This is a genomic window from Algoriphagus sanaruensis, from assembly GCF_001593605.1.
In the GTDB taxonomy this organism is placed as follows: Bacteria; Bacteroidota; Bacteroidia; order Cytophagales; family Cyclobacteriaceae; genus Algoriphagus; species Algoriphagus sanaruensis.
The window spans coordinates 1,484,463-1,501,627 of sequence record NZ_CP012836.1; the positions used below are offsets into that span (position 1 = coordinate 1,484,463).

Here is a 17,165-nt window from a genome sequence, read left to right on the forward strand (position 1 = left end):
AAAGGCCCGCGAATTGCAATTCACGGGCCTTTTCTATTGAAACTAGTTCGGATTATTCTCCTACTACTACAAACTTCACTGAAGTTTTAACCTCACGATGAAGGTCTACCTCTGCTGAGAATTCACCTGCTCCGTCAACTGGAACATTGATAGAGATTTTCTTTCTATCAATATCGAATCCTTGTGTAGCTAGTGCATCAGAAATCTGAAGAGTTGTAACTTTTCCGAAAATTTTACCTGATTCACCGATTTTAGCTTTGATTTCAAGCGTTGTTTCAGCGAGTTTAGCAGCAATGTTTTCTGCTTCGGTCTTTAACTTTTCAGCTTTGTGAGCGGCTTGCTTAATGTTTTCAGCAAGAATCTTTTTGTTTGACTCAGTAGCAAGAACTGCAAATCCTTGAGGGATAAGGTAATTTCTCCCATATCCAGGCTTTACATCTACCAAGTCATTTTTATAGCCAAGACCTTTGATGTCTGTTTTTAGAATTATTTCCATTGGTAATGATCTTTTTTGATTGAACAATACAAGACCGGATTATTTCAATCCGTCAGTTACGAATGGCAACAAAGCCAAGTGTCTTGCTTTCTTGATAGCCTGAGCTACTTTTCTCTGATATTTTGCAGAGTTTCCAGTAAGTCTTCTAGGAAGAATCTTGCCTTGCTCGTTTACAAATTTCAAGAGGAAGTTAGGGTCTTTGTAGTCGATGTACTTGATCCCGTGCTTCTTAAATCGGCAATATTTTTTCTTAATCTCGCCTCTGTTGATTGGTTCGTTTACGAGTGTCATTAGGCTAGCTCCTCCTTAGCTTCAGCTTTTTTGTTAAATTCACCTTTTCTTCTTCTTTCTGCATAAGTAATTGCGTGCTTATCCAGAACAGTCGTCAAGAATCTCATTACTTTTTCATCTCGTCTGAACTCCAGTTCAAACTTTCTGATCACAGTAGGATCCGCCTTGAATTCAACCAATACGTAGAAACCTGTGGTCTTTTTCTCGATAGTGTAAGCCATCTTTTTAAGTCCCCAGTTTTCCACATTGATCACATCTGCCCCCTCTTCTTTTAACAAGTTTACAAACTTGTCGACAGTATCCTTCATCTGAACATCAGACAAAACGGGAGTTAAAATGAATACCGTCTCATAATTTCTTTGGAACATGCTTAATGTGTTTTTAAAGGAATTGTTAAACAGACCGCAAAAGTAGGGGATTGTCTCCTGTTTTCCAAAGGAATATCAGAACTTATGGAATAAAAAGAGGGCTTCCTTTCTAAAGGAAACCCTCACTTTTAATTTACCTATGGGCTTATTTTACATTGAAAGTCTTTGATCCTATTTGGTAATTGTCCACAAAGATTTTTACCTCATGACTTCCAGTGGTGTAGTCCGAACCTTTTTCATAATAAAACACCAATTCCTGCTCTGTATTATCAAAAATCACATCTTGTTTCATGGTGTAGAATAGTTCCTCTCCATTGATCATGAATGTTCCTGAACCTTTTGCTACATCGAATATTGGCTGTGAATTTGGACCTAATACCTGAACAAATACGTTTCTAGGACCCTTTGGGGCGACTTTATTGTCTCTCAAATTAAAACTAACCTTTAGTCGCTCAATTTGACGATTGCGAAATTCTTTCGTTGTTTCTACTCGTTCCTTCCCTCTTGAGTTTACAGCTGCAATTGAAATATTTTCAGCTTTTAGCATGGAAGCGACGTCCACTTTTGCTTGTAAATCTTGCTTTTGTAGATTCAATTGTGCGACTTCCTCTTCAATTTGAGTTTGTGTAGTTTTCAAGTCTTGATTTTCTGCAAAAAGCTCCTGATTGGCAGCTCGAAGTTCCAAGATTTCTTGATCCTTTTGTGTGATGAGTGAATTCAGATTATTGATTTTGGAATTCAAGGCTGCGATTTCAGCATTTGATCTTTGTTTTGCTGAATTTCGCTCTGCAATCATTTGATCTCTTACTGCTTCCAATGCCTTAACATCTCCTCCTAGTTTTTCGATTTCTTGAATTCTAAGATCTAGTTGGTAAGTGATGGAGTCTAGACGATTGTTTAATTCGTTGTTTTCTGAAGAGAGCAGGAGGATTTCTTCTGTTTTCTTAGTACGGTCAACGTAATCAGTGTAAAGTTTGATACCGCTGATAATGACCAAAAGGACTAAAACAATAATGATAATGTTTTTGCTTTGATCCTTTTTTTGGTTTGAATTGTTTTCAAAATTGGAACTCATGATGTTTCACTTTTAGGGCTTATGGAATTAAAATTTGATGAGGCTTTTTGGTCTGCTAGGTATCTATCCGGCCATACCGGTTGGGACCTTAGTAGGGCCTCAACACCCCTTTATCAATATCTTTGCCAAATTGAAAGGAAAGATCTTCAGATCCTGGTTCCTGGAGCAGGGAATGCTCATGAGGTAATCGCGGCTTGGAATCTTGGCTTCACTAATATTTTTAGCCTTGATATTTCAAAGATTCCAATTGAAGAGTTTTCCAATAGGTTTCCCCAATTCCCTAAAGGAAACCTAATACATGGTGATTTTTTTGATCACAAAGGAAGCTATGATTTGATTTTGGAACAGACTTTTTTTTGTGCACTTCATCCCTCACTGCGCGAAAAGTATGCTCAAAAAATGTTCGAACTTTTAAAACCTGGAGGTTCTTTGGTTGGAGTGCTATTTAATCGAGAATTTGATTCTGGGCCACCTTTTGGAGGCAATCAAGCCGAATACCTGACTTATTTTACTCCGTACTTCGATTTTGTCGTTTTCGAAAATTGTTACAACTCAGAGTTACCAAGATTGGGAAAGGAATTGTTTATTCACCTTAAAAAATCAAAGAGATAGAATCAAATTAGTTTTGGATCCGGGATAATCGAAATAGAGAACCCCGCATTCAAAGAAATCAATACTCAAAGTCACAAGGGGATTGTTTTTTATTTCATTCCAAGCATATTCCATTTCCCTAGACCAATGAATATCTCCAATTACAAGGATTGTCTTTGGATGGATTTTGAGCTGAAGCTGATTCCAAGCAAATATGGTCCCTTGGTAGGTATGATGGGCATCAATTAAGGCAAAGTCAATTGCTGGCAATTGTTCAAGTAATTCTGGGAGCTTGTCTTGAATTTTTCCTTCGATGAAATTTGTTCCCTTAAGGTTTGGGATTGATTTTGCGAGTCGAAGAAGTTCCTGAGATCCTTCAATTGTAAATATGTTCCCTTGAGTTGCTCTATTTAAATATTGGGTAGAAATACCCAAGCAGGTTCCTAATTCAAGCACATATTCTGCTGGAGTACTGGAACATAGGTATTCATAAGCTAAACAGTATTTCGATTTCGAGGTCGAATATTTGGCGACATCACAGATCCTTCGATAGGATTTACCTGCTTTTTTGGACCCCGCTCCAAAATCTTGGACTTCAATTATTTCGTTACTAGTTAAAAATTGGACTCGAGTATTTTCAAATTCTTGAGTTTCGACTTGATGGGAAGAAATGTAGGAGAGAAGGCCTTTGTAATGGGAATAAATCCAAGAGGACTGAAGGCTATATAAGTCTTCATTATTTAGGAAGTAGGATAAATAGGCTTTAGCAGCGAATAAAAAATCCTTCAAATTTTAGTTTTGAAAAATATTAGCAATGAGCTGAAATTCTGGAATGGTAACATAAAGTTGCTTCCCATCGTAGACTTTTTCCATTAAAAAATTCCCTCTCATTTTTCCAAGGCCAGATTTGAGATTGCATCCAGAAACATAAGAATGTGATTCTCCAGGTTCTAAAATGGGCTGTTGACCAACAACTCCTTCACCTTCTACAATTTTCACAGCTTCAGTTGCATCAAAAATTTCCCATCTTCGCTTTAGCAATTGATAGGTATTTGCGCTATTGTTTTGGATTATTACCCGATATGTAAAAACATAATGATGAAGATGCGGATTGGAAAATTCCGTTTGATAGGTCACCTCCACATTAACTTGAATACCTTCTGTAATTGATGAAATCATCCTGAATTACAATTTGTTGTTTAAAAATTACACTTATTTTGATTACAAATCAAACTAATTTTCCATGAATGTTAAAATCGAAGATACTTGGAAAGATGCATTACAAGATGTTTTCCAAATGGATTTTTTTAATGATCTGGTCCATTTTGTGAAAGAGGAGTATGCAAACCACCAAATTTTTCCGCAAGGTAAAGATATTTTTAACGCATTTTGGCATTGCCCTCTTCCCAAAACAAAGGTCGTGATTTTAGGTCAAGACCCATATCATGGTCCTGGTCAGGCGCATGGACTTTCATTCTCTGTTAAACCAGGTATCCCTTTTCCTCCCAGTTTGCTCAATATCTTTAAAGAAATCAAATTGGATTTAGGAATTGAAATGCCACCAAACGGCGATCTTAGCCGATGGGCTGATCAGGGTGTTTTTTTGCTAAATGCCACATTGACTGTAAGAGCACATCAAGCAGGCTCTCATCAAAATAAAGGGTGGGAGCTATTTACCGATGAAGTGATCAAGGCTATAAATCAGAGAAAAGAAAAGGTGGTTTTTTTGCTTTGGGGGGCTTATGCGCAAAAAAAGGCCTCGTTGATTGATCCTCAAAGACATTTGATCCTTACTGCACCTCATCCTAGTCCTCTTTCGGCGCATAGGGGTTTTTTAGGTTGTGGACATTTTTCTAAAGCCAATGATTATTTAGTGGCTAATGGATTTACTCCTATTCAATGGTAATAAAAAAGCTCTTCGATTGAAGAGCTTTTTGATATTATTCGATTCCTCTAAATAAACGACTCCATCTGATTTTGTTAAATAGGGATTCATATTGATCTAGGGAAAGCCATAGGAACCAAGCTTTGCCAACGACGTGATCTTCTGGTACAAATCCCCAATATCTAGAATCCAAAGAATTATGTCGATTATCCCCCATCATGAAATAATAGTTCTGTTTGAAGGTATAGGAATCCAACTTTTGTCCATCAATAAAGAGTGAACCATTTTTGATCTCAACAGCTTGATGATCTTCATAGTGTTTGATCACAAAGAAATATTTAATCAGGTTCTCTGAGGTCAATTCAATGGTTTCTCCTTTACCGGGAACTTTTAAAGGACCAAAATTATCTCGATTCCACTTCCAAGGGTTTCCTGCAGGATAGATAGAAGTTTCTTCTCGGCCTGCTGGGAAAATATCTTTGGTCACTGAAGTGACCACGGGGGACTGAGAAAGGCGATCAATCACTGTTTGGGTGCACCAAACTGCAAATTGATTACTTTGAGGATCTGCATAAAAACTGTCAGGGTTGATACCGTAGTCATTTAAAAAGTCTGCCGTAAGGGGACGATTGGTGGTGATTCGATAAGAAAATTGCATTTCTTCAGGCTGTAGAGCCTTTTCTCCATTTACAATTAAGTCCCCATCTTTAATTTCAATAACATCTCCCGGCACTCCAACTGCCCTTTTGATATAATTGGTTTTGAGGTCATTTGGGAATTGAAACTCTACCGGGTAGTTAAAGACAACTACATCATTTCTCTTGATGCTTGTAAATCCTGGAAGTCGGTAATAGGGGAGTTGAATGGCATCTGAATACGATGGGATTTCTGTTCCCCAGATCTTTTGGTGGGTGAGAGGTACTTGCAAAGGCGTCTTTGGGATTCTAGTTCCATAGTGCATTTTGCTCACGAATAGGAAGTCACCGACAAGTAGAGATTTCTCCATCGAGCCTGTCGGAATGGTGAATGGTTCGAGAAGCAGCCATCGAATTAATGAGGCGGCCACCACTGCAAAAACAAGGGCATCAATCCATTCTCTGGTGGCTGATTTTTTTTGTTTGGATTTACTCATGGTTGAAATTAAAATTTGAGGAAATCATCCATGGAAAGAACTCCAGTTTTACCAGGAATCCATTCAGCAACCAAAACGGCTCCTAAGGCAAAGCCCTCTCGGCTATGTGCTGTATGACTGATTTCGATGTCGTCAATTTTTGAAGAATATTTTACAATATGCGTTCCTGGAGCAGGATCGATACGTTTGGCTGTGATAGGTAGAGAACTTGGGGAATCACCTTTTTCTCCCGCCAAATGCCAATTGTGGAGAGTTGTTGAGTTTTTGATGATACCTTGAGCCAATGTAATGGCCGTGCCTGAAGGAGCATCTTTTTTTTCAGTGTGGTGAATTTCTTCCATGCTTACTGAATACCCACTAGTTTCCTTCATGAGTTTAGCTAGGAATTCATTGACTTTGAAAAAGACATTGACACCGATACTGTAATTGGATGCGTAAAAAAAGGCTCCGTTTTTTTCTAAGGTGTACCGATTAATCTCAGGCTTTTTTGAAATCCAACCGGTGGTTCCCGAAATTACCGGTATACCCCGTTCTATAGCCCATTTGATGTTTTCAATGGCTGCTTCAGGTTGGCTAAATTCAATAGCTGCATCTATGGCTTTTGGATCCAATTGATCCAATTCATGGCGATTGTCGATATTTATTTTTGCAGCAATGGTATGGCCTCGGGTCTCAGCGATTTCGCTGATGATTTTGCCCATTTTACCATATCCAAGTATTAGTATATTCATTATTTCAGGATGAAGTTAAATGTTAGTCCTACGGGTGCAGATGATGCAACGAGAGGAGGAGTTCCTGGTGTGATTTTTAGTCCAATATTGTCTGAAATATCAAACCCCGATAAGTGAGCGTCTACATTTGCATCCACCAAATTGAGTGCATAAATCACTGCCAAAAGTAATATTGTCATATCTCGATTTTGCCGCCAATAATCGACATTCCTTACTAGCGCCTCCCGATTCAATGATGGAAATTGACTTTTGTCTCCATCGTCAAAGGCAAATAAAGCTGATCGAAAGGTCTGATAGCGTTTGTTATTATATCCGATAAAATAGACATCGGCCATAATTCCGGCATATAGAATTGGAGCTTTCCATGCTTTACCATTATATACCTGGCCCGCTCCTGGCACAATCGCTGATAGCAAAACTGCTTTTCTTGGATTTTTGGGTAAATTGGAGAAGTCTGGCTTTTCCTTTTTTGCGGGATTTTGGTCGGGGGCTTGATTTGTTTTAGTCTGAGTCCATCCCTTGGTAGAAACAAAAATCAAAAAAAGGAAAAGCCCAAGGGTGATTATCCGAGTGGGCTTGAATGAAAATCTTGAATAAGGATTACTTCCCTTTTTCATCAAATTATTTCCAATATCTCCAATATCCTATTTAAATCTGAGGCAGATGTAAATGGAATTTTAATTTCACCACGATTCTTGGCGTCAGACTTTAAGGCCACTTTGGTTCCGAAATGAGAAGCGAGACGCTGTTGAATTTTATTCATTTCGTATTTCCGTACTGGATCAAGACTAGGTTTTTCATCTTTTCCAGGTTTGCCCTCATTTAGTGCTTTTACCAAAGCTTCAACCTTACGCACACTTAGTTCTTCCTCAACTGCTTTTTTGAAAATGGCCAATTGCTTATCGACGTCTTCAATATTAATCAGAGCGCGAGCATGTCCCATCGAAAGAGTTTGATCTTTAATGGCTGCTTGGATCGTAGGAGGTAATTTGAGGAGCCGAAGGTAATTATTAACAGTGGTTCTGTTTTTACCTACTCGATCTCCCAATTCTTCTTGTTTGAGATTGCATTCTGATAATAGACGCTGGTACGATTGTGCGATTTCCAAGGCATTCAGGTTTTCACGCTGAATGTTTTCGATCAATGCCATTTCTAGCATTTGCTGATCGTTGGCAGTACGGACATAGGCAGGAATTTGAGTCAAGCCTGCAATTTTGGATGCTTGAAATCTGCGTTCCCCAGAAATAAGTTGGTACTCACCTGGACCTAGTTTTCGAACCGTAATTGGCTGGATGATTCCCTGAACTTTGATCGATTCTGCAAGTTCCTCAAGGGCATCCTTATCAAAATGTACCCTAGGCTGATAGGGATTGACTTGGATTTCTTGAATCGATATTTCAAAAATTCCAGTTTTTGCAGCCTCTGGAAGAATTTCTTGGGATTTTGTTTTGGCTGGACTATCCTCTAGTAGGGCTCCTAACCCTCTGCCTAAGGCATTTTTACGGTTTGGTTTATGGTCTGCCATACTTAATTAATTGATGTTTTTTGAAGGCCGTTTCGTTCGGCAATTTCTCCTGCAAGGTTAAGGTAAGCAATCGCTCCTTTTCCATCCGCATCAAAGGCAATGGCAGGTAATCCAAAACTTGGAGACTCTGAAAGTCTTACGTTTCTTGGGATAATGGTATTGAAAACCATGTTTTTGAAATGAATTCTCACTTCATCTACGACTTGATTGGATAACCTCAGTCGTGCATCATACATCGTCAGCAAAATGCCTTCAACTTCCAGTTCTGGATTGAGTCTGGTTTGAATGATTTTGATCGTGTTGAGTAGTTTTCCTAAGCCTTCAAGGGCGAAATATTCACATTGAACGGGAATAATGACCGAATTGGCAGCGGTTAATGCATTGATGGTGATCAGACCCAAAGAAGGGGAACAGTCAATAATGATGAAATCGTACTCGTCCTTTAGCTCTGAGATCACTTCTTTCATTTTTTCCTCCCGATTGTCCATATTGATCATTTCCACTTCGGCACCCACCAAATCGATATGTGAAGGAACTAGGAATAGATTCTCTATTTCTGTGGAAAGAATGATGGTTTGGACATCAATTCCGTCCACCATACATTCATAAATACTGGTTTCGATGGATTTGGGATCATGACCTAAGCCAGAGGTCGTATTAGCCTGTGGATCAGCATCAATCACGAGAGTTTTATATTCCAAAACTGCCAAGCTGGCAGCCAGATTCATGGCTGTGGTGGTTTTACCCACGCCTCCTTTTTGGTTGGCAATGGCAATAATTTTTCCCATGGAAATAGATTGAGGGTATTTTGACTTCAATATTAATCAAATTCAGGGCTATTCCTTGGACTCGATCATCTTTTTTGGCTGCTCTACCAGGTGAATTTTCGTTAAATTAATGTGAATCAATTGGTAGCAAAGTTGTCAAATCCTAAAACGGAATGGTGTCACAAAAAAAAGGGAGCCTAAAGCTCCCTCTCTTATTTTTTGCGATTGGCGTCTGCAGCTTTCATGGCATCTTCCAGTTTTTGCTGGAATTTTGACTTTTTCTTATTGACATTTTTCGCTTTGGTCTCCTCTACCTTTTGGCGAATTTTTGCGTCGTCAACAAAGAGTTTGATCAAAGCTTGTTGTCCAAAAGTAAACATGTTGGACACAAAATAATAGAAGCTAAGCCCTGCTGGATACGAGTTTAGAATAAACATGAACATCACAGGCATGATGTAACCTAGGTTTTTCATGGGGCCAGTAGCTGTAGTCAGTTGATTATTGAAATGGGTATAAATCAACTGAGAAACTGTCATCAATAAGGTAAACAAGCTGACATGGGATCCATAAAATGGAATAGTAAACGGCAATTTGATGAATTCATCGTAGGTAGATAGGTCATTGGCCCAAAGGAAGGATTCTTGGCGAAGTTCAATGGAGTTTGGGAAGAAAAAGAACATCGCAAACAAGAAAGGCATCTGGAGCAATAGCGGAAGACATCCCGCTACAGGGCTTACTCCAAGTTGGGAAAAGAGCTTCATTTGCTCTTGTTGCATTTTGGTAGGATCGTCCCCGTATTTTTCCTTTAATTCATCGATTTCTGGTTTAATCACCCTCATCTTTGCCATCCCGATGTAGGATTTATAGGTGAGAGGAGAAAGAGCCAACTTGATTATCAACACGATGAGGATGATGATAATCCCGTAGCTGTTAAAGTACTTTTCCAGGAATTCAAATAGATGGACAACAATGTACTTATTTACCCAGCTTACAAAGAAGTACCCCATGTCCACATTTTTCTCAAAACCAGGGGTAATTTGTTTGAGCGTTTTATATTGATCCGGCCCGAAATAGTAGGATAGAGAAGCTTTCCCATTCTCCATAGGAATAGAGAATTGCGCATTCATGACTCTAACAACCGAACTGTCTTCAGGAGTACTTTGGGCCAATTTTACGTTCTGAAAAGCTGAATCTGCAATGATGCCGGCAGTAAAAAATCGTTGACTGAATCCAATCCATTTGACTGGCTCACTGACAGAAGATTCCTCTGGATCGTTTCCTACACCAAGATTGTCTTTGGTTTCAGTGGTGGTAAAATAATTGAGTTCTGTTTTTCTTCTCGATTCTGCAAGATCTTTTTCTTGGGCTTTAATTTGATCATTCCAAGAAAACTGAATCTCTTTTCCAGAAAGTTGATTTTGGAAATTTCCTAAATCCAAGCTTTTTGAAACCAGGTAACTCCCCTTTGCAAGACGATAGGTTTGGGTGATTTTTCCATAGTCTGAGGTGGCAGTCAAGGTTAAAACCTTTACCGTCCCATTTTCCCCAGATTCCTCGGAGAATGTAGGCTTGAAATACAGGTCAGCCAAATTCAAAGGCCCCAATCGGCTTGCAAGTTCGAAACTCATTGAAGAGCTTTGCTCATCCAGAAGATACAAAGGCTCATTTTTCCAGCTTTTGTATTGTTTGAGTTCGACTTGACTGATTTGCCCGCCTTTTGTAGAAAGAGTGATTTTTACATCATCATTTTCCAATGTGATATCCTCTTCTTCTCCAACCGTTAATGCTGCAAATACTCCATATTTTTCAGCTCTTTTAGCATCGATAAGGCTGTCAGGTAATGCGACAGTTTCGATTGTTGATTCAGTTGAGGCTGAATTTACTGCCTCTGTTTCAACTGTAGTTTCTACCGGAGGTAATTCTGGTCCGCTTGCGAAAAAAATCGAATAAATGAGGATTACTGCCGCAAAAAGAATTAAACCGGTTGCTTGGTTTCTATCCATAAATACACTGATTGTCGACTAGGTCAGTCGGTTATTTTGTTTTTTTGATTTTCAACAGCCGCTTGGATGAATTTCACAAATAGTGGCTGAGGATTTAATACGGTACTTTTGTACTCTGGGTGAAATTGAACACCAACAAACCAAGGATGATTTTTTAGCTCGACAATTTCAACCAATCCTGTTTCTGGGTTTTTACCTGAAGCGATCAATCCTTTAGATTCAATTTGCTCCAAATATTGGTTGTTGAATTCGTATCGATGACGATGTCTTTCCTGAATTTTCGATTTGCCGTAGGCAAGATAGGCTTTGCTTCCTTTCTTTAGGTCGCAAGCATACGAACCCAAGCGCATTGTTCCACCTAATTGCTGAATTTTCTTTTGTTCCTCCATCAAAGCTATCACAGGATGAGCTGTGTCAGGATTTATTTCGGTTGAATTCGCATTCTCCAGTCCCAAAACATTTCTGGAAAACTCAATGACTGCTACCTGCATGCCTAAGCAAATGCCGAAAAATGGAATTCCATTTTCTCGAGCATACTTCACAGTCTGAATTTTTCCTTCAAATCCCCTTTCTCCAAATCCAGGTGCCACCAAAATCCCATCTAGTTCAGAAAGTTTAGACTCATAATTATCTGAATTGATCTCTTCAGAGGAGATTAATTTTAGATCGACTTTACACTCAATGGCCGCACCAGCGTGAGTAAATGATTCTATGATAGATTTATATGAATCTGGAAGGGAAACGTATTTTCCAATTAGTCCAATCGTTACTTCTTGAGTTGGGTTTTTTAATCTGCCCAAGAAATCCTTCCAATTTTCAAGCTCGGTATTAGTCTTAGAAGAAAGCTTAAGCTTAGAAATTACACGTTCGTCAAGCTTTTCTTTTTTCATGAGCAAAGGAACATCGTAGATGGATTCAGCATCCATGGCCTCAATGACACTGTTCAATTGGACGTTGCAAAACAAAGCCAATTTTTTCTTGACTTCTGTAGGAAGATGATGCTCTGTACGACAAACCAAAATATCCGGTTGGATCCCAGCTTCCAATAATTGCTTCACTGAATGCTGAGTGGGTTTGGTTTTTAGTTCTTTTGCTGCTCTTAGATAAGGAATTAACGTGAGGTGAATTACCAAAAAGTTATTCGGACCAAGATCCCATCGGGCTTGTCTTACTGCTTCTATAAATGGCAGAGATTCGATATCCCCCACACATCCTCCGATTTCAGTTATGACCACATCAAATTTTCCATCCTCACCGAGTTTATAAAAGTTATTCTTGATTTCGTCTGTGATATGGGGGATTACCTGAACAGTTTTTCCGAGATATTCTCCTTTCCGTTCTTTGGTGATGACATTATTGTAAATTCTTCCCGTAGTAATGTTATTGCTTTGGGAAGTTGAGACATTTAAAAATCGCTCATAATGTCCGAGATCGAGGTCTGTTTCCGCACCATCATCCGTCACATAACATTCCCCGTGCTCATATGGATTGAGTGTTCCAGGATCAATGTTTAAGTAAGGGTCAAATTTTTGGATGGTGACGCTAAACCCTCTGGATTGAAGGAGCTTGCCTAGGGAAGCAGCAATAATCCCTTTCCCGAGAGATGAGGTCACGCCTCCTGTGATGAAAATGTATTTGGTGGATGATGCCATAAGAATGGTGGAGAGGATGTTTTTATTTTAATTCTTATGGGATACAAAGGTAGGGAAAAATCCCATTCAAGCCTGACTTCATTTTTTGGTTTTTTTGATTAAGGGGAAGGGAGTCCGTGGTTAAAAAGGTAAAAAGTGATCAAAAAGTATTTTGAGTCAATTTGTGACAAAAATTTTAGAGTTGTTCTTTTATCCAAGACCTTAGGGGTATGGTTATCAGCTAAAAACAAACAAAAACTCTAATTATAAAAATCATGGCTACTGGCAGAATAAAAATCACAATTACGGATCAGATTTGGTCTCAGTTGGAATCACAACAAAATCCGTCTACCATCTTTTTAGATCCAATCAGCCTCTATAAGAAATTGGATTGGACGGATATTCCTGAAAAGGTGGATACTTTAAACCAATTGTACAGCTGGGTATTTGATGAGGTAATTGTAGCTCAAAAATCCCTGCATGTTTACTGGCCGATTGGAGATAAAACTTCTGAACCTTGGTTTCAGCTTCTTCAATTATCAAATAATGAAAAAATTGATTTTGCCTTAAAACCATCAGTATCCTTTACTTCTGAAAGAAATGAGCTTCACCCAGAAATTGTCCAACAATGGCAAGAGTTGATTTTAATTTTGCTTCAATCACTCTTGGAGGACTTAACGATTAACTCGCAGTTTGAGGAAATTGGAACATTAACTTTTGGGAAAGAATCTATTTTTCTCTTTAAAACCTCTACTGATGGGGGAAATTATTATGGATTTGCAGAGATGAATTCCCCCATTGAAACTTCTGAAGTCGCGTATTCTGGAGTTGAATTATTTTCCTTTGAAGATATAGATGTTTATGAAAGTTTTGAGGAAATGGTCTTGGTCCTATTTAGGATAAAGGATATTGAAGTATATAACTCTAGCTTTATGGATAAAAGTCTGGAAAAGCAATATTTTACATTATTGCTAAATCAAGAAAATTCTTTCAACTTGATTCTAAGATGGCTTGATACATATTCGTTGAATTAATCTCTTTATGATTTCTTCATTTACTATCCTTTGTTAAAAAATTATAAATATTTCTCAAACATCTTTTTATATAGTTTCGTTAATTCTTACATTTCGAAAACTTTTACATTTCATAACCTATCAATACGATGAGAGAATTAATTAAAGAAGCCATAGTGGACCTCAAAAGAAATGACGGTTTTATCTATGTAACTGCTGAAGGAAAAAAAATTGATTTACACGAAGCTGCAGCCAGAGGAATCGCTGTAACTCCAGTAAATCCAAAAGATCAGGTCATTAAAAAACTTGAAAGTGCAGGTTTACATTTGACTGATAATAAGTTTGTAGCTGACCTTAATGAATTGATCAGTGTATTAAATGGTGGAGGTAGTTCTAAATCCGCTGGAAAAAGAAGATCATTTTCAGATGATGAAAAATCCAAAATTCTAGAAGAATGGCAAAAAGTAGAAGCTGCAGGTAAAAAGACCAAGGCTGCATTCGCTAGAGAAATTGGAGTTGGCTATCAAACTTTCATTAATTGGCTGAGAGGTTAATTTATAGTAATATTTAATAAAAAAGGGATGAAATTAATTTCATCCCTTTTTTTATGTCTAAGAATTTACATTTGAGAAATGGCATATTTTGACACCGAAGTGCTTTGAAGATATTGTTTGTATGAATAAAGTTTTCCTTTTTAGACTTGAAAATAGGTGGAATTTGAAGGTCCATTTATTTGAAGTTGGAATCTTATATAATGAACATCAACTTGAAATTCCAATGTGTAAAAAGCAAAAGCCTATATCAAATTGGGTTTAGGTAAAATTGTTAGTTAAGTTGTTTCATGAAATTGAGGATATAAGTAGTCACTTATTTTTTATGGATTGGTGGATAATTCTCCTTGATTTTTAGATCGAAAAAATGGGAATAGTTGACTGAATTCTCCACTTAGCGGATAATCTGATTATTTTTGTCGAAAAAAAGCGTTGAATCAGATTACAATTACCTCATTAATTAAGCAAAACAAACAGGTTCGATTAAAGGCCAAAGAAGATTCAATGATTTGGATTGATTCGGATCATTGGACACCTGATATGGGATCGGATTGGACCTATTTGTTGTTTGATATTTTTCAAATTCGAGGAATTGCCGTTCCATTTTCTGAAGTATCCCTCGATATAGTTGAGTTTGCATCCAAGCCAACCATTTACCAAAGTCCCGTAAATCCGATGTTGGTTTCAGCTCCTGTACAGGATGGCCAAATTAAGTTTACACTTATTCGTGATCCATTTTGGAACAAGATCCTCTTTCAAATCGGAAGACCTGTCTTAGCTAAATCTATAAGCAATGAATCCGTTGATTTTGAATTCGATCAGGCTTTTCCATTGTTTTTCAAAGAAGTAAAAAGATTGTATTTAGGTCCTGAGGGGGAAGTAAAAATTTTGAAATCATGAATTTCAAAGCGCATTTGGATCAATTTCCTGTTTTTCAACAAGTCGCAAAAGCAGGTAAAAATCTAGGAATTCCAACCTATTTGGTAGGTGGATATGTCCGGGATTTGATCCTTAATCGACCTAGTAAGGATATTGATTTCACCTGCGTTGGAAGTGGGATTGCATTGGCGCAAGAAGTTGCCAAGGGGTTTGACTACCATGTTCCACTTTCAGTTTTCAAAAATTTCGGCACCGCGATGTTGAAATTGGAGGACTGGGAATTGGAATTTGTTGGGGCAAGAAAAGAATCCTACCGTCATGATTCCAGAAAGCCGATTGTAGAAGATGGCACCCTTCAGGAAGATCTTGAACGTCGCGATTTTACGATCAATGCGATGGCCATTTCGTTGAATGAGGAAGATTACGGAGAATTAATTGATCCATTTGGAGGACTTGCGGATCTTCAGAAGAAAAATATCAGAACTCCTTTGGAGCCTGGAATAACTTTTTCGGATGATCCCTTGAGAATGCTTCGTGCGGTGAGATTTGCCGCCCAACTGAATTTTGATATCGACTCGGATACATTTTTCTCTTTAACTGAAAATGCCAGCCGACTTCATATTATTTCTGCTGAACGAATCATCGATGAGGTCAATAAAATTGTATTGACACCAAAGCCTTCTTATGGATTCAAACTCCTTTTCGCTTCAAAGCTGCTTCATGAGTTCTTTCCAGAAATGGTAGAACTTCAAGGGGTAGACTCTGTAGATGATAAATCTCATAAGGATAATTTTTATCACACCCTTCAAGTACTCGATAATGTCTGCCAAGTGTCCGACAATCTTTGGCTAAGATGGGCGGCGATTATGCATGACATCGCCAAGCCAGCTACCAAACGTTTTAATCCAAAAGTAGGGTGGACGTTTCATGGGCATGAGGATAAAGGAGCTAAAATGACCCCTTCAATCTTCAGGAGGTTGAAGTTGCCAATGGATGAGCGAATGAAATTTGTCCAAAAATTGGTAAGACTTCATCTTCGTCCAATCGCTCTTGTTAAGGATGAAGTGACTGATTCTGCATTAAGGAGGTTGCTTTTTGATGCCGGTGATGACATTGATGATTTGATGCGACTTTGTCGCGCGGACATCACCTCGAAAAACAATAAAAAAGTCCAACGCTATTTGGAAAACTTCGATAGGGTCGACCAAAAGCTAAAAGAAGTGGAAGAAAAAGATCAAGTACGGAATTTCCAGCCTCCCGTAAGCGGTGAAGAAATTATGGAGATTTTTGGAATTCCTCCTTCAAAAGTGATTGGCGAAATCAAAGAAGAAATTAAAGAAGCTATATTGGAGGGTAGAATTCCAAATGACCCTCAAGTCGCTCGAGAATTTATGTATCAAATCGCCCAGCAAAAAGGGCTTACTCCTATTTCAAAATCTAACTTATAATTATCCATGAAGCGTGCAGTAGTATTCATGCTCCTAATCCTCAGCTCGGGGATGGTGTTTTCCCAAACAGCAACTGATTCAATTCCAAAATTGGATCCCAAAACCAAAAATGCGCTAAATGCAGCAGATCAGGCGGCTTTTCAGTTAGCCATGAGGTACAGTGATCGAGCTTTGGCGAAGACCAAACTATACGATCTCATGGTCAGAAATCCAGAGGATATCCGATACATGGAAGCTTTAGCAAACATCTATTTCGAGGCCAATCAGTCTGCTTCGGCGGCGTTAGTTGCCTTGGATATTTTGGAAATCAACGATAAAAACGTCGGAGCTAAAGAAATAGCAGCTTATTCTTTAGAGCAACTAGGTGCTTTGGATAGAGCTTTGCCTCAATACGAAAGCTTATACCTGTTGACTGGAGATAATTTCAGTCTATTCAAATCTGCCTCTCTTCAATATAATTTGAAGCGGTATGCTGAGGCAATGAACTCGGTTGAAATGCTGATCAAAAATGCAAAAGCTGACGAGAAAATAGGTTTCCCGAAAGAGGATGGAACCACTCAAGAGGTTAGTATGAAGGCAGCTGGATTTAATTTGAAAGGCTTAATCTACTTGGATCAAAATTCAAAAACTGAGGCAAAGGCTGCATTTAGTGAAGCCATCTCCTTAGATCCGAGCTTTGAACAGGCAAAGCAAAATCTGCAATCTTCCAATTGATTTCAAAGACCGGCTCAAGCCGGTCTTTCTTTTTTATCTACACATTAGGAATAAGTTAAATCACC

At 38.4% G+C, this 17,165-nt stretch carries 20 protein-coding genes; 7 read left to right on the forward strand and 13 right to left on the reverse strand.

The features are described 5' to 3' along the window. Window positions 1-52: 52 nt before the first annotated feature. The 4 genes from rplI to AO498_RS06595 all read right to left on the reverse strand — a co-directional run bounded on the left by rplI (window position 53) and on the right by AO498_RS06595 (window position 2,230). On the reverse strand, window positions 53-496 hold the full coding sequence (rplI, locus tag AO498_RS06580) for a 50S ribosomal protein L9 (protein ID WP_067544967.1): 444 nt from the start codon (window positions 494-496) through the stop codon (window positions 53-55). Between the two features lie 39 nt (window positions 497-535). Next, window positions 536-787 carry a 30S ribosomal protein S18 gene (rpsR, locus tag AO498_RS06585; RefSeq protein WP_026953421.1) on the reverse strand — a complete coding sequence of 84 codons (252 nt, stop codon included), beginning with the start codon at window positions 785-787 and terminating at the stop codon, window positions 536-538. Then, window positions 787-1,155, reverse strand: a complete 369-nt coding sequence (gene rpsF, locus AO498_RS06590) for a 30S ribosomal protein S6 (RefSeq protein WP_067544970.1) — start codon at window positions 1,153-1,155, stop codon at window positions 787-789. The genes rpsR and rpsF overlap by 1 nt, the downstream gene beginning before the upstream one ends. Window positions 1,156-1,300: 145 nt before the next feature. Then, a complete protein-coding gene (locus tag AO498_RS06595; RefSeq protein ID WP_067544973.1) occupies window positions 1,301-2,230 on the reverse strand; it encodes a hypothetical protein in 930 nt (309 codons plus the stop codon). A 21-nt stretch (window positions 2,231-2,251) separates the two neighbouring features. Here AO498_RS06595 and AO498_RS06600 point away from each other — a divergent pair, with 21 nt between their 5' ends. Next, window positions 2,252-2,842, forward strand: coding sequence for a methyltransferase domain-containing protein (locus AO498_RS06600; RefSeq protein WP_067544976.1), 591 nt, complete (start codon window positions 2,252-2,254; stop codon window positions 2,840-2,842). Here AO498_RS06600 and AO498_RS06605 read toward each other — a convergent pair. Both AO498_RS06605 and apaG read right to left on the reverse strand, forming a co-directional pair. Beyond that, window positions 2,831-3,610 (reverse strand): O-methyltransferase, encoded by a 780-nt coding sequence (locus tag AO498_RS06605; RefSeq protein ID WP_067544979.1) that lies wholly within the window; start codon window positions 3,608-3,610, stop codon window positions 2,831-2,833. The genes AO498_RS06600 and AO498_RS06605 overlap by 12 nt on opposite strands. Before the next feature lie 3 nt (window positions 3,611-3,613). Then, window positions 3,614-4,000, reverse strand: coding sequence for a Co2+/Mg2+ efflux protein ApaG (gene apaG / locus AO498_RS06610; protein ID WP_067544981.1), 387 nt, complete (start codon window positions 3,998-4,000; stop codon window positions 3,614-3,616). A 64-nt stretch (window positions 4,001-4,064) separates the two neighbouring features. Here apaG and ung point away from each other — a divergent pair, with 64 nt between their 5' ends. Next, window positions 4,065-4,727, forward strand: coding sequence for a uracil-DNA glycosylase (gene ung / locus AO498_RS06615; RefSeq protein ID WP_067544984.1), 663 nt, complete (start codon window positions 4,065-4,067; stop codon window positions 4,725-4,727). A gap of 34 nt (window positions 4,728-4,761) precedes the next feature. Here ung and lepB read toward each other — a convergent pair whose 3' ends face one another. From lepB to AO498_RS06650, 7 genes are all read right to left on the reverse strand, one after another. Beyond that, the gene (lepB, locus tag AO498_RS06620) at window positions 4,762-5,838 is read right to left on the reverse strand and encodes a signal peptidase I (protein ID WP_067544987.1); all 1,077 of its coding nucleotides are present in this window, start codon (window positions 5,836-5,838) and stop codon (window positions 4,762-4,764) included. Window positions 5,839-5,846: 8 nt separating this feature from the next. Beyond that, window positions 5,847-6,569 carry a 4-hydroxy-tetrahydrodipicolinate reductase gene (gene dapB / locus AO498_RS06625; protein ID WP_067544990.1) on the reverse strand — a complete coding sequence of 241 codons (723 nt, stop codon included), beginning with the start codon at window positions 6,567-6,569 and terminating at the stop codon, window positions 5,847-5,849. Then, window positions 6,569-7,186 carry a DUF5683 domain-containing protein gene (locus AO498_RS17240; RefSeq protein WP_192842572.1) on the reverse strand — a complete coding sequence of 206 codons (618 nt, stop codon included), beginning with the start codon at window positions 7,184-7,186 and terminating at the stop codon, window positions 6,569-6,571. The genes dapB and AO498_RS17240 overlap by 1 nt, the downstream gene beginning before the upstream one ends. Continuing rightward, on the reverse strand, window positions 7,186-8,094 hold the full coding sequence (locus AO498_RS06635) for a ParB/RepB/Spo0J family partition protein (RefSeq protein WP_067544993.1): 909 nt from the start codon (window positions 8,092-8,094) through the stop codon (window positions 7,186-7,188). Before AO498_RS06635 ends, AO498_RS17240 begins: the two co-directional genes overlap by 1 nt. A 2-nt stretch (window positions 8,095-8,096) precedes the next feature. Continuing rightward, on the reverse strand, window positions 8,097-8,882 hold the full coding sequence (locus AO498_RS06640) for a ParA family protein (protein ID WP_067544996.1): 786 nt from the start codon (window positions 8,880-8,882) through the stop codon (window positions 8,097-8,099). A gap of 191 nt (window positions 8,883-9,073) precedes the next feature. Beyond that, a complete protein-coding gene (gene yidC / locus AO498_RS06645; RefSeq protein ID WP_067544999.1) occupies window positions 9,074-10,864 on the reverse strand; it encodes a membrane protein insertase YidC in 1,791 nt (596 codons plus the stop codon). Between the two features lie 23 nt (window positions 10,865-10,887). Beyond that, complete coding sequence (locus AO498_RS06650) at window positions 10,888-12,516, reverse strand: CTP synthase (protein ID WP_067545002.1); 1,629 nt, start codon at window positions 12,514-12,516, stop codon at window positions 10,888-10,890. 254 nt (window positions 12,517-12,770) lie between these two features. On the opposite strand from AO498_RS06650, the gene AO498_RS06655 reads away from it, so the two are divergent. From AO498_RS06655 to AO498_RS06675, 5 genes are all read left to right on the forward strand, one after another. Next, complete coding sequence (locus tag AO498_RS06655) at window positions 12,771-13,529, forward strand: hypothetical protein (RefSeq protein WP_067545005.1); 759 nt, start codon at window positions 12,771-12,773, stop codon at window positions 13,527-13,529. 128 nt (window positions 13,530-13,657) lie between these two features. Continuing rightward, window positions 13,658-14,062: a hypothetical protein gene (locus AO498_RS06660; protein ID WP_067545009.1), complete on the forward strand. Its 405-nt coding sequence runs from the start codon at window positions 13,658-13,660 to the stop codon at window positions 14,060-14,062. Window positions 14,063-14,491: 429 nt separating this feature from the next. After that, the gene (locus tag AO498_RS06665; RefSeq protein ID WP_067545012.1) at window positions 14,492-14,959 is read left to right on the forward strand and encodes a hypothetical protein; all 468 of its coding nucleotides are present in this window, start codon (window positions 14,492-14,494) and stop codon (window positions 14,957-14,959) included. Then, a complete protein-coding gene (locus AO498_RS06670; RefSeq protein ID WP_067545015.1) occupies window positions 14,956-16,386 on the forward strand; it encodes a CCA tRNA nucleotidyltransferase in 1,431 nt (476 codons plus the stop codon). Before AO498_RS06665 ends, AO498_RS06670 begins: the two co-directional genes overlap by 4 nt. A gap of 6 nt (window positions 16,387-16,392) precedes the next feature. Then, the gene (locus tag AO498_RS06675; RefSeq protein ID WP_067545018.1) at window positions 16,393-17,100 is read left to right on the forward strand and encodes a tetratricopeptide repeat protein; all 708 of its coding nucleotides are present in this window, start codon (window positions 16,393-16,395) and stop codon (window positions 17,098-17,100) included. The last annotated feature ends 65 nt before the right edge of the window (window positions 17,101-17,165 follow it).

Coding starts and splice junctions, on each gene's coding strand:
- AO498_RS06675 (WP_067545018.1), top strand. CDS start 16,393: ATGAAGCGTGCAGTAGTATTCATGCTCCTAATCCTCAGCTCGGGGATG.
- AO498_RS06635 (WP_067544993.1), bottom strand. CDS start 8,094: ATGGCAGACCATAAACCAAACCGTAAAAATGCCTTAGGCAGAGGGTTA.
- AO498_RS06650 (WP_067545002.1), bottom strand. CDS start 12,516: ATGGCATCATCCACCAAATACATTTTCATCACAGGAGGCGTGACCTCA.
- AO498_RS06670 (WP_067545015.1), top strand. CDS start 14,956: ATGAATTTCAAAGCGCATTTGGATCAATTTCCTGTTTTTCAACAAGTC.
- AO498_RS06640 (WP_067544996.1), bottom strand. CDS start 8,882: ATGGGAAAAATTATTGCCATTGCCAACCAAAAAGGAGGCGTGGGTAAA.
- dapB (WP_067544990.1), bottom strand. CDS start 6,569: ATGAATATACTAATACTTGGATATGGTAAAATGGGCAAAATCATCAGC.
- yidC (WP_067544999.1), bottom strand. CDS start 10,864: ATGGATAGAAACCAAGCAACCGGTTTAATTCTTTTTGCGGCAGTAATC.
- lepB (WP_067544987.1), bottom strand. CDS start 5,838: ATGAGTAAATCCAAACAAAAAAAATCAGCCACCAGAGAATGGATTGAT.
- ung (WP_067544984.1), top strand. CDS start 4,065: ATGAATGTTAAAATCGAAGATACTTGGAAAGATGCATTACAAGATGTT.
- AO498_RS06660 (WP_067545009.1), top strand. CDS start 13,658: ATGAGAGAATTAATTAAAGAAGCCATAGTGGACCTCAAAAGAAATGAC.
- AO498_RS06655 (WP_067545005.1), top strand. CDS start 12,771: ATGGCTACTGGCAGAATAAAAATCACAATTACGGATCAGATTTGGTCT.
- AO498_RS06600 (WP_067544976.1), top strand. CDS start 2,252: ATGGAATTAAAATTTGATGAGGCTTTTTGGTCTGCTAGGTATCTATCC.
- rpsR (WP_026953421.1), bottom strand. CDS start 787: ATGACACTCGTAAACGAACCAATCAACAGAGGCGAGATTAAGAAAAAA.
- rplI (WP_067544967.1), bottom strand. CDS start 496: ATGGAAATAATTCTAAAAACAGACATCAAAGGTCTTGGCTATAAAAAT.
- rpsF (WP_067544970.1), bottom strand. CDS start 1,155: ATGTTCCAAAGAAATTATGAGACGGTATTCATTTTAACTCCCGTTTTG.
- AO498_RS17240 (WP_192842572.1), bottom strand. CDS start 7,186: ATGAAAAAGGGAAGTAATCCTTATTCAAGATTTTCATTCAAGCCCACT.
- AO498_RS06595 (WP_067544973.1), bottom strand. CDS start 2,230: ATGAGTTCCAATTTTGAAAACAATTCAAACCAAAAAAAGGATCAAAGC.
- apaG (WP_067544981.1), bottom strand. CDS start 4,000: ATGATTTCATCAATTACAGAAGGTATTCAAGTTAATGTGGAGGTGACC.